This is a genomic window from Maribacter sp. (genome assembly GCF_016744255.1).
Lineage (GTDB): Bacteria > Bacteroidota > Bacteroidia > Flavobacteriales > Flavobacteriaceae > Maribacter_B.
Genome location: NZ_JADGES010000102.1, coordinates 1 through 11,648 on the forward strand (window position 1 = coordinate 1; position 11,648 = coordinate 11,648).

The 11,648-nt window shown below is 31.8% G+C and carries 14 protein-coding genes and 1 pseudogene; 4 read left to right on the top strand and 11 right to left on the bottom strand.

The genetic code is table 11. The annotated features are described in order from the left end of the window. Positions 1-31 precede the first annotated feature (31 nt). The 8 genes from QZZ51_RS14020 to QZZ51_RS14055 form a co-directional block, all read right to left on the bottom strand. The gene (locus tag QZZ51_RS14020) at positions 32-784 is read right to left on the bottom strand and encodes a cyclase family protein (RefSeq protein ID WP_291870742.1); all 753 of its coding nucleotides are present in this window, start codon (positions 782-784) and stop codon (positions 32-34) included. Between the two features lie 33 nt (positions 785-817). Beyond that, the gene (gene hemW / locus QZZ51_RS14025) at positions 818-1,951 is read right to left on the bottom strand and encodes a radical SAM family heme chaperone HemW (protein WP_291870744.1); all 1,134 of its coding nucleotides are present in this window, start codon (positions 1,949-1,951) and stop codon (positions 818-820) included. A gap of 7 nt (positions 1,952-1,958) precedes the next feature. After that, positions 1,959-2,273, bottom strand: coding sequence for a hypothetical protein (locus tag QZZ51_RS14030; RefSeq protein ID WP_291870746.1), 315 nt, complete (start codon positions 2,271-2,273; stop codon positions 1,959-1,961). 21 nt (positions 2,274-2,294) lie between these two features. Further along, the gene (ruvC, locus tag QZZ51_RS14035) at positions 2,295-2,849 is read right to left on the bottom strand and encodes a crossover junction endodeoxyribonuclease RuvC (protein ID WP_291870748.1); all 555 of its coding nucleotides are present in this window, start codon (positions 2,847-2,849) and stop codon (positions 2,295-2,297) included. 6 nt (positions 2,850-2,855) lie between these two features. Then, positions 2,856-3,332, bottom strand: a complete 477-nt coding sequence (locus tag QZZ51_RS14040; RefSeq protein ID WP_291870750.1) for a hypothetical protein — start codon at positions 3,330-3,332, stop codon at positions 2,856-2,858. A 175-nt stretch (positions 3,333-3,507) separates the two neighbouring features. Then, on the bottom strand, positions 3,508-3,666 hold the full coding sequence (locus QZZ51_RS14045; RefSeq protein WP_291870752.1) for a hypothetical protein: 159 nt from the start codon (positions 3,664-3,666) through the stop codon (positions 3,508-3,510). 78 nt (positions 3,667-3,744) lie between these two features. Then, on the bottom strand, positions 3,745-5,388 hold the full coding sequence (locus QZZ51_RS14050) for a M56 family metallopeptidase (protein WP_291870754.1): 1,644 nt from the start codon (positions 5,386-5,388) through the stop codon (positions 3,745-3,747). Between the two features lie 19 nt (positions 5,389-5,407). Next, positions 5,408-5,791, bottom strand: a complete 384-nt coding sequence (locus QZZ51_RS14055) for a BlaI/MecI/CopY family transcriptional regulator (protein ID WP_291870756.1) — start codon at positions 5,789-5,791, stop codon at positions 5,408-5,410. Between the two features lie 236 nt (positions 5,792-6,027). Between QZZ51_RS14055 and QZZ51_RS14060 the strand changes: the two genes are divergently transcribed. Together QZZ51_RS14060 and QZZ51_RS14065 are read left to right on the top strand one after the other, a co-directional pair. Further along, on the top strand, positions 6,028-6,534 hold the full coding sequence (locus tag QZZ51_RS14060; RefSeq protein WP_291870758.1) for a DUF456 domain-containing protein: 507 nt from the start codon (positions 6,028-6,030) through the stop codon (positions 6,532-6,534). Between the two features lie 4 nt (positions 6,535-6,538). Next, positions 6,539-7,852, top strand: coding sequence for a serine hydrolase domain-containing protein (locus QZZ51_RS14065; protein WP_291870760.1), 1,314 nt, complete (start codon positions 6,539-6,541; stop codon positions 7,850-7,852). 8 nt (positions 7,853-7,860) lie between these two features. Here the strand turns inward: QZZ51_RS14065 and QZZ51_RS14070 are convergent, their stop codons facing one another. Next, on the bottom strand, positions 7,861-8,412 hold the full coding sequence (locus QZZ51_RS14070) for a nitroreductase (protein WP_291870761.1): 552 nt from the start codon (positions 8,410-8,412) through the stop codon (positions 7,861-7,863). Between the two features lie 190 nt (positions 8,413-8,602). On the opposite strand from QZZ51_RS14070, the pseudogene QZZ51_RS16675 reads away from it, so the two are divergent. Continuing rightward, positions 8,603-8,770 (top strand): annotated as a pseudogene (locus QZZ51_RS16675) (DUF4372 domain-containing protein); the annotation flags it as partial. A 323-nt stretch (positions 8,771-9,093) separates the two neighbouring features. Here the strand turns inward: QZZ51_RS16675 and QZZ51_RS14075 are convergent. Both QZZ51_RS14075 and QZZ51_RS14080 read right to left on the bottom strand, forming a co-directional pair. Beyond that, positions 9,094-10,020 (bottom strand): fibronectin type III domain-containing protein, encoded by a 927-nt coding sequence (locus QZZ51_RS14075; protein ID WP_291870763.1) that lies wholly within the window; start codon positions 10,018-10,020, stop codon positions 9,094-9,096. 170 nt (positions 10,021-10,190) lie between these two features. Continuing rightward, positions 10,191-11,084 carry a LysR family transcriptional regulator gene (locus QZZ51_RS14080; RefSeq protein ID WP_291870765.1) on the bottom strand — a complete coding sequence of 298 codons (894 nt, stop codon included), beginning with the start codon at positions 11,082-11,084 and terminating at the stop codon, positions 10,191-10,193. A gap of 79 nt (positions 11,085-11,163) precedes the next feature. Between QZZ51_RS14080 and QZZ51_RS14085 the strand changes: the two genes are divergently transcribed. Next, positions 11,164-11,648 (top strand): aromatic amino acid lyase (locus QZZ51_RS14085; protein ID WP_291870767.1); only part of this gene is annotated, 485 nt, incomplete at its 3' end.

Below are 11,648 nucleotides of genomic sequence, written 5' to 3' on the forward strand. Positions count from 1 at the left end.
ATGCAAAATCCTTCTATCTTTAGGCTATTTTTCATTTGGTTAACACTTTATATAAAATAGGTTTACTTGGAGAAGCATCATTATAAAATGGTGCTATTTGTAGATCTAACATATACGTACCATCTTCAATATTGTTATTTACATATATGAACTCTGTTATAGTAGCCTGTTTTCTCACTTCTCCCTGTATATTCCAAAAAGCCTTATGAGCTACAAGCGCTCCATCGTCTTTTTCTTTATCTACCGATGGTAAATCTATTAACAAATGTTGTATTCCTTTATCGACTAAAAACAATGCCGCTTCTTCTGTTATATATGGCGGATTGGTATTGGAGTATTGCTTCTCTTTTTTATCCCCTAAATTAGGAATAGTACGTATTACAATTGCTTCTCTTTTTTTATTCCCAAAAGCATATTGTAATTGCTTTTTTGAAATTATAAAATCTTCTCCCAAAGCTTCTGGTGCGACAGTAATTACCTCCGCTAAAAAGAAAAATTGTTTTAACTGTTCATTTACAGAATAGAAATCTTCTGTAATATGCCCAAAACATTCTGTATGCGTTCCATGCGCATGTGGATTAAACGTAATGTTATTAAAATTGGTAGAACTGCCTTTACCAACTTTTCCAATGAATTTTCCGTCGGTATGTGGTTCTATCGTTGGATGTTTTACATACCAAGCGTTTACATTAGATGCGCCTCCTTTTAAAGGTATAGAAATATCTAACGGTTGGGATAAATTAATTTTTACGGTTTTTGTCTTATGCTGAATGGTTGCTAACATAGAGTTTTTTCAATTACTATTTTACGCTTAATTCTAATCTAATTTAACCATAAATAAATCGGAAGCAATTCCATCGGTTAAAAAATCGCCTTTTGGAGTAACCAACAAAACATCCTTCTCTCTCTTTATTAAACCTTCCGATATATGTTTTTTAGATTGATTTACTATGTATTGATAATAAACATCTCCGTATTCTGATTGAATTTTCTCTAATGAAACTCCCCAAATAGTTCGTAAACCAGTCATAACATACTCATTATAGCTATCGGTTATGGTTAGTTTTTCTATTTCTGCAGGAAGTTCCTCAGCCTCTATTCCTTTTAAATATTTAGGATTATTGGCCACATTCCAACTTCTATTCCGTCCATCATAAGAATGTGCGGAAGGTCCTATACCCATATACTTTTTTCCTAACCAATAGGCTGTATTATTCTTAGAAAAATAATTAGGCTTCCCAAAATTAGAAACTTCATATCCTATAAACCCTTCTGCCTCTAACCGTTCTTTTAAGATAAAAAAATGCTCTTGAGCCAGAGTCTCATCTAAAGGTGGTAATTGCCCTTTTTTAATAAAATTAGCCAAGGCGGTTTTAGGCTCTACAGTTAATGCATAGCTAGATATATGCGGAATACCGTAAGACAGTGCTTTCTCTATGTTTTGCAACCAACGTTCCTTTGTCATATTAGGCATCCCATAAATTAAATCGATAGAAATATTATCGAAAAGGTTTGTTGCCTCTTTTAAAGATTGATGTGCTTGTCTACTAGAATGTGCGCGATTCATTAATTTTAAATCCTCTTCAAAAAAGGATTGTACCCCAATACTTAATCTATTAATGTCTGATGCATGGAGTTGTTCTAGTTTTTCGGTTGTAAGGTCATCTGGATTAGCTTCTAAAGTAATTTCAGGATTTTTCGTAACCTGGAAGTTATCGTAAACCACCTCTAATATTTGTTCTATTTCTTTGGTTTCTAAAACCGATGGTGTGCCGCCTCCAAAATAAATGGTTTGCACCACCTCATTTTTAAACTCGGATTTTCGGAGCTCTAATTCCTTACACAAAGCAGACAGCATAGCCTCTTTTTTTGCTAAACTAGTAGAAAAATGAAAATCGCAATAATGACATGCTTGCTTACAAAATGGGATATGTATATATATTCCTGACACTGGTTAATTAATTAAAATTATAAAGAAGAACCCATACTAACATAGACCCAAGTACCAAACCAACCATCATTCCGACAATACCTACTAATGAACGACTGGTTTTTCTCTCTAATAACTCAGTATTAAAAACAAGTGCTATTAAAAAATATAAAAGCACTAGAATTCCTACCAGAAGAGCCGCTAAGGAAACTGACAAAATCATATTGATTGGCTTATAAGCCAAATCCACAAGTAGTGAAATTACAAAAGCGAAAACGGCAATTTTTATTCCAATAAAAAAGTAGATGAGTTTTAAAATTCTATCTATTTTTTTGTCACCCATACCCATAACTCTTTTGTAATTTTATTTTTTAACTCTACCTTCATTTTGTTTCACAAAAGCATCCCATCCGCTATAACTCTTACCAATTTCTACTCTTCCAGAGTTATAAAAATGACAAACCGCTGCTGCAAGACCATCGGTACTATCTAGGTTTTTAGGCAAAGTATTTAGACCTAAAACACTTTGTAACATTTTTGCTACCTGTTCCTTACTAGCATTACCACTACCCGTTACAGCCATTTTTATTTTCTTTGGCAAATACTCCGTAATTGGTATTTGCCTAGATAAACCTGCTGCCATTGCAACTCCTTGTGCTCTTCCTAGTTTTAACATGGATTGCACGTTCTTACCAAAGAAAGGTGCTTCTATAGCTATTTCATCTGGATGATGCGTATCTATAAGCTCTATAGTCCTTTCGAAAATAAGTTTTAATTTTGTGTAAGGGTCTTTATATTTCTGTAAGAGCAACTCGTTCATTTGAACAAATTCCATCTTTTTATTTACCACCTTAATGACTCCAAAACCCATTATGGTGGTTCCTGGATCTATTCCTAATATTATTCTTTCGTTTGCCAAGTTTCTTTAATTGCTATGTAATACAATTGGAATTCTAAATTTTGTAGTAACAGGAATTCCTTTTTTTAATGCAGGGTCTATCTCTGGTAAGCTCTTTAGGCTTTGTATTATTACACCATCAAACTCTGGCATTTGTTCTATAATTTCTGCATCTTTCTCTATATCTAAAACCTTTATTTTTCCAATAGTATCAATCACAAAAATAACATATACTGTTGTATCTATCTCTGGGGTAATAGTAAATTCAAACTCTTTTAATGTTTTAGAAAAATGTGCTACTAATTCGTTTTCAAAACATGCTTTTTGTTCTGCTTTAGATGCCGTTTCATCACAAGTATAAAAAAGAGGGTAATTGTCAATGGCATTCCAATCCATCTCTAATAACTCTTTATTTACCAATTGGCGTGTCTTTTCCTCTTTAGAAACAAAAGGGTTGCAAGAAGCCATGCAGCATATTACCAGAAAGACCCAAACCTTGTTCATTTTGCACTATTCTAGGGGCAAATTACAATATTTTAAGGACTTTAATCTTTGTTAAAATGAATTTGCTTCATCCTAAAAACTAATTCATTTCATTATAGTTCTTAACAAATGACTAGAAAAATAAAATCCGAAGATTTCTCTTCGGATTTTAAACATTACACAATCCTTTCTATTGCTACTTTTTTAAAGTAATTTCTATAACCCCATTTTCACCTTTAACTCCGTGTTTTTTAATAGCCATTTGGTCCTTTAAAATATTAATCGATGCCATTTTTTTAGGATTTATTTTTTCCATTTCTTTTTTGGAAGTCTCTACACCATCTACTAGAATCAATGGAGGATTATCTTTTTTTAATATAGATGTGTTATCTTGAACCTTTATGCCTTTGGAGTTATTATTTACCTCATTATCCTATTTTAATTTAAAGGTTATTGGAATAGAAAAAGGAACATTTACATTTTTCCCTTTATGTACTCCTGGTTTCATCACTGGCAATTTGGATATAATACGGACTGTCTCCTCTTCTAGTAATTCGTTTGGACCTCTTTTTCTTATGTTTATTATCTCTCCTGTTTTAGAAATAGTAAACATAACACTAACCCTACCTTGAATTCCTTTTTCTTGTGCTTCTAAAGGATACCTGAAATTTTTGCTAATATGCTTCTGTACCATTGTATTAAAACAAGCTCTTTTATTTTTTACATTTTCGCAACCTGGAAAAACAGGAACACTATCTATTACAGCAAAAGGAACATCTGTTGTTGAATTCTCTTTTTTTGGCATATTAGCTTTACCAAATTCTAATTTAAAGGTTATAGGTATAGAATAATAAACATCTACATTCTCTCCATTATGCATACCCGCTTGCATTTTGGGTAGTTTCAATATAATACGTTTTGCTTCTGTTTCTAGTAATTCATGTGGACCTCTCATTTTTAAATCCGAAATTTTTCCGTTTTTTAAAATTCTAAACATTACACTGACTCTGCCTTGAACACCTAACTCTTGTGCCTCTAAAGGATACCTGAAATTTTTGCTAATATGTTTCTGCATCCTTTTATTAAAACAAACTCTAGGTTCTTTCTCATTTTCACAGCCTGGAAAAACAGGAACTTCATCAACTATTGCAAAAGAAATCGTTTCTTCTGTCATAGAACTCGATAACTTAGTGCTTTCTGATTTATTTTCCTTTTCTACAGTAGTTTCACAAGAAGTATAAAACAACATTCCTACTACAAGTGGCACTAATAGTAAATACTTTAACTGATAACTTTTTTTTGATTTCTGTTTTTGTAACATAACTATTCGTTTTTTGATTAATGATGATGTAAAAAATTGATTAATAAAGGATATGTTTTCGGTCTGAAAAACTCGAGATAGTAATAACTGATATTGCTCTTTTTTATTCGTTTTTGCAACCTCAGCATCGGCAATAAACTCGTGCAATTCTGCTACTCTTTTTTGGTATAGATATACCATAGGATTAAACCAACAAACTATACGCATAACTTCAAAAAACAATAAATCATAAGAATGTCTTTGATTTATGTGTACCAACTCATGTTTTAGAATATTCTCATAGTCTCTCTCTTTTATTTGGTCGCCCAGAAAGACGGTTTTAAAAAAAGAAAAAGCAACAGAACTCTTTTGTATTAAAACCTGAGTAAATGTTTTAAAATAATGCACTTCTCCCTCTACTTTTAATCTACGTATTTGGTATAATTTATAGGCAAATAACAGAGATGCAAAAAACATTCCTCCTGATAAAACTCCATACTCCCACGAAATACTAAAAAGACCAGAATTAGTAGATTCTAATACTTGTACTCCTTCGCCATCCATATTCCATAAATACTCCGGATAGGCAATAAAATCGTCAGGTAAACTAGTTCTAAATGCAGCAATTTTTATACCTGGAAGGATTATAGATAGAACATAAGAACCTATAAGATAGACTCTGTTTTTTTGAAAGAAAGTTTCGTTCTTTAAAAACAAATCATAGACTACTAAAAATAGTAATTGAAACGCAATGCATTCTAAGATATATTGTAACATAAGAAAAAAATTAATTACTTTATTTTTTATTTGTCTCTGACGACTCGTCAGCATTTTTGATATCCTTTAAAATAGCCTCTAGTTCTGTAAGACTCATATCGTTTTTCTTCATAAAAAAGGATACCATACTCTTAAAGGAACCCTGAAAATAACCGTCTACTAATTTATTTATAGACTGATTGCTGTAGTCCGACTTAGGTACCAAAGCAAAATAAAAATGTCCTTTTCCTGCTTTTTCATGATCTACAAAACCTTTTCCTTCTAGTATTCTAACTATCGTAGAAACTGTGTTATATGCTGGTTTGGGCTCGGGCAATTCTTTTATTATAGATGCTACATTACATTTTTGTAGTTTCCATATCATTTGCATTACCTCTTCTTCTGCTTTTGTAAGCTGTTTCATAATCAACTAATTTTTTAGTTGATACAAATATAACTAAATATTTAGTTTAAACTAATACTTTAGTTTTAAACTTGATAAATGACCAGAAGGCATAAGATTTTAAATAGGGATCTTCTTTTATTACTTCCACGCAAGCCTCCCGAAATTAAACCCAAATGGGCTATCGCCCCGCGATTAAAAATAGCCCTTGTATGTGTAACAATAACATTCTATTTTCGTCTTATAGAAAAAATAAAATGGACATCTTTCTACTCCTACTTGGTTTTATATTAATGCTTACAGGTATCGTTGGCAGTTTTTTACCTGTACTTCCTGGACCACCAATAGGTTGGTTAGGACTATTAGCATTGTATTTAACCAATGCTGTTCCTAAAGATAACTGGGTATTGGGAGTAACTTTGGTCGTTGCTTTAGTAGTGTGGGCATTAGATTATATAATCCCAGCACTAGGAACTAAAAAATTTGGAGGCACCAAAGCAGGTATGATAGGCACCTCTGTTGGGCTAATCGTAGGGCTTATTGCTCCTATTCCTGGCGGCATAATTATTGGCCCTTTTGTAGGTGCTTTATTAGGAGAGTTATTAAATAACGCTGACCAAAAAACAGCCCTTAAGGCTGCTTTTGGTTCTTTTCTTGGTTTCCTTACTGGAACCTTTTTAAAATTTGTAGTTTCTATTGTATTCTTAGGATTGTTTGTTTCTAAAACATGGGAATACAGAAACGCTTTATTTCCTTATTTTTAGTAGTATGAAAAAGTATGCCTTATTAATTTTTCTTCTTCTTTCTATAACTTCTTTTAGTCAACAACGAAACACTAAAAAATTAGATAGTTTGTTTGATATTCTAGAAGAGAAAAACAAGTTCATGGGTAGCGTAGCTATATCCGAAAACGGAAAAACTATTTATGCTAAAGCAATAGGGTTTGCAGACATAAAAACGAATCTTAAAGCTACAACAGAAACCAAATACCGAATAGGCTCCATTTCTAAAACCTTTACAGCAACACTTATTTTTAAGGCAATCGAAGAAAATAAATTAAAGTTATCGGATACCATAGCTACTTACTTTCCAAATATTAAAAACGCAACGAGTATTTCCATAAAAAACCTCTTAAATCACCGAAGTGGTATATTCAATTTTACAAACAATCCCAAATACAGCTTTTATAGCCATTTACCCAAAACTAGGGCCGAATTATTAGATATAATAAAAGAAAAAGGAGTCGACTTTGCTCCTAATACCAAAAGCTCATATAGTAATTCCAACTACGTCTTGTTGACTTTTATCTTAGAAGACATATACCAGAAACCATACGCCTTACTATTAAAAGAAAAAATAACAAATCAATTAGGTCTACAAGACACTTATGTTGGGGGTAAAATTAATCTCGTTAATAAAGAATGTAACTCGTATACTTTTTTAAAAAAATGGTACATCAGCAAAGAAACACATATGTCTATTCCTTTAGGAGCTGGGTATATAATCTCTACTCCAAAAGATTTAAACACATTTTATACTGGGTTATTTCAAGAAAAAATTATTACTAAAAAGAGTATTGGCTTAATGACAACAATAACTGATGGTTTGGGGTTAGGAATTTTCCAAGTTCCATTCCATAACCAAAAAGGGTTCGGTCATACAGGAGGCATTGATGGTTTCTCATCCTTTTCCTATTATTTCCCTAAAGATAATTTAGCTATTTCACTTACATCCAATGGTAATAATTATGTCAACAACAATATTGCAATAGCCCTCTTAAGTAGTTATTATAAAAGACCTTTTACTATACCTACTTTTAAAAACATTACTTTAAAGTCAAAAGATTTAGATAACTTTTTGGGAATATACAGCAGTAACCAAATGCCTTTAAAAATAACCATCTCTAAAAATGACAACACATTGATTGCCCAAGCTACGGGTCAAAGTTCTTTTCCTTTGAAGGCTACAGAATGGAATGTATTTGAATTTACTACCGCAGGCATTCGATTAGAGTTCCATACAGAACAAAACGAGATGACTTTAAAACAAGAAGGTAAAACTTTTCTATTCAAAAAAGAATAAACTCATGATTACAACCACTCTACTTTATCTTGTATAGGTTTTCTAATTGCCTCTGGATGTTCCCCATCAAAATAACCCATGTAGAAAAACCCAAGACATTTTTCCCCTTCATTTAAATCGAAAAATTCGTCCATGTATTTTATAAGTCCAGGAGAGCTCCAATAACTACCAATTCCCATTTCTGTAGCACAAAGCCACATATTCTGTACTGCCATAGCAACAGCTGCTACTTCTTCCCATTCTGGAACACTTTCTAATGGATCTCTTTGCATACAAATAGCTATTATTGCTGCAGCCTTTTTAGGATTTTCTATAAGTTTTTTCGATTTTACTTGCTTAGGTTTTTCTGTAATATCAATATAGGTGTTGGATAAAAATTCTCCTAACTCCACTTTCTTATCCCCTTGTAAAACTTTAAACCGCCATGGCTCTGTCTTCTTATGACTTGGCGCCCAGTTGGCAGCATCCAATATTTTTTGAATATCAGCTTTAGCAATCGGTGTATCATTATACTGCACCGGAAAAATGGAACGTCTCTTTTTTATAATATCAAAAATCATTTATCTTTAATTTATTTAAATAAGCTTATATCCTTCTTCAATAACGTCCTAAACGTTTAAAAAGAGAAAAGGAATCTTGTTTTTCAAATATCTTTTGCGATACAACACCAAATTGTTCCTTCCTCCGAGGATAAATATAACTTTGTTTTCCCAAATCACCTCCAAACTAGATAAATGAAAATTCAAGAAGCTAATTAATGTACATCAAAGAGATAAACCTCAAAAAGGATTTACAAATTGGCTCCAGTTGTTTTTAATACTAGTTTGTCCATTTACCAATAGTCAATCCGTACGCAATATCAGCAATGGTCTGTTCTCCATTACAAATAATTTAAGCATACTCAAAACTTCATCATAATCCACATTGAATTATTAAAATAGAAGTTGAGATTTTTTTTAGAGATTACTATTACATTCTACAGAAAAGTTTAGGACAGCAAACTCAACCATAAAATACATTCACCACTAGATTATGATAGACATTTTTCTGCTTATGTAGACATTACCGATGGCAAAATAACAGATGACAAAGAGACTTATGACATCCTTCTGTAAAAAGAAAGTGTGCTTTTTCTAATAGGTTCTATAAGGATTTTTACTAATGAATGTTTGGGACAGTAACCAAGTATGCTTTATAAGCAAACATAAAAATCAATATAAAGTTCATAACAAATAATGAATTTATTGTTTTATAATGTAATCTTCTGGAGATTTTATCAAATAGGTTTTTGAGTTATAAATAACAAAAATTACATTTTCATTAAGAATATCTTGATTTGTCCAAGTATCTTTAGTTTCATTACCATAAGAAGTTTCTATAACTTCCCCATTTGCTTTATATTCTAAAAGGTACTCTACATTTTCATTAGCATTTAATTGATCTACAGAAGACGTATTCTTAAACGTTTTATATTTTCCAGTCAAAAATTTAGCATCTCCTTCTATTTTTTCATAAACCACCGAAGCTAAACGTATCCTTTTATTATATTCAAAAGACAAAACCATATTGGTTATATCTACAATGAATGCACGATGATCTTTTTTCCCATCTCTTATTCCATAATATTCATAATCATAGGTAAAAGTTCCATTTTCATTTTTTATTAATTTTCCATCTCTAATAAATTTTACACCTTGCGAATTGGTAAAGGAATTTTTATAATCCGTGCCGTTAATAATTATTTGTTGGGTATAACTTCCTTTATCAATAAAATAGGTTCCTGAACTATATTCCATTCCATTGTAACTGGAAACAAACCCTTTTGGAATAGAATTTATTGAAACAATTGGAGATTTATTTCCTCCTATGTCTATGGCATACAAATTAAAAGCATATTCTTTGTCATTAATTAAATCTTCCGCTAAAAAAGAATTTTCTGTTTTTACAATATCTTTTGTTATACCATTATAACTAATAACTATTTTATCAAGGTCATTATCCACAGGGTTTTCCCATGTTAATAGTATTTTTTCATTTTTGGCTTCAGCAGATAGGTTAGAAACCTTATTTGGAACCTCGTCTAAGAGTGTAGAATCACTTTTACTACAAGAAAAGAGAAGGGTAAATACACTCATGGATACTACTAATTTAGTAAAAAAGAACTTCATTTAATCTAGATTTTTTGATTTAACGAATTACAAATGTGTTTATTGCTTGTTCTGGTAAAATTTCGGGAACTATTATCTTAAGGCTTTTAACCTTAACTAATAATACGGGTTAATGTTAAAAACAGCTTAAGGCCAGTAAAATGGATACATCTAATGTATTTAATACAGGATTATTTTTCATCTAAAAATAGCATTTCTGTACAATTAGATAATGCCTTGTTCCTATTATCTTCTTTCCATACTGCAGAAAGTATAGCGCGTTGCGGTATATTTTTTAACTCTATAAATTTTACGCGCATATGAAACCCATACTGTAATGCCGTAGGCACTATAGCCACTCCTAAATTGTTCTCTACTAACTTAAAAATGGTATGCGCATGTACTGATTTATGAGAGATATTTGGGGTAAAACCTGCTTCTTCACAAATACTCATTACCGTATCGTAATACAAAGGACTATAATCTTGCGAAAACATTATAAAATCTTCATTCTTTAATATTTCAACACTATCAAAATCCCTGGTTAAAATAGGGTAAGATTCTGGCAAAACAACGGAAAAAGTATCCTCTTGTACTGTTTTCTTAATTAAACCCTCGGGTACCCTAGACAAACGAATAAAGCCTAAGTCTAATTTATCTTTTACAATAGCATTTATTTGAGCACCGTTAGACAACTCTTCTAGACTCGTTTTAATCCTAGGGAAATTATCTTTTAATTTTACCAACAAATTAGGAATTACATTTTGCATTGCAGAGCCCAAAAAACCAATCCTTACCTCTCCATACTCTCCACCATCAATAATTTTTAGTTGTTTTGTAGCAACCTCTAAATGATTTAAAATAAATTCTAATTCCACTTTTAAATATTCCCCGGCTGCCGTTAAAGATACTTTCTTTTTACTCCGAATAAACAATTGTATACCCAAAATTTCTTCCATTTGTTTTATTTGCCTGCTAAGTCCAGGCTGCGATATACATAGTATTTCCGCTGCCTTACGGTAGTGTAATTCCTCTGCTACTGCTATAAAATACTTAAAATGACGCAATTCTAATTGATAACCCATAGGTATTACATGTGAATTAGATGGTATTGGTAGGTATCAAAAATAATCAATAATTTTGTGATTATAAAAGTAAAAAAATATGGTTTCTACATTTCGTTTAGGAGAAGATTGGCTTACAAGCAGTATTGCACTATCTATTGCAGATGGGAATACTAAAGCCATAATCTCAGCAGAACAAAGAGATAAAATTAGAATATGTGCCAAAAAAGTAACCGCTATTGTAAATAAAGGCGAAGCTGTTTATGGTATCAATACTGGGTTTGGCCCACTATGTACCACCAAAATATCTAAAGAGGAAACCCAAATATTACAAACTAATATTTTAAAAAGCCATAGTGTCGGTGTTGGTAAACCAATTGCTACAAAGATTGCAAAACTAATGCTCATCTTAAAGGCACAATCATTAGCCAAAGGGTTTTCTGGAATAGCCGAAACAACGCTAGACCGAATTTTATGGCATATTGAAAATAACGCAATACCAATTGTCCCTTCCCAAGGTTCCGTTGGAGCTTCGGGAGATTTAGCTCCATTATCTCATTTGTTTCTTCCTCTAATAGGCTTAGG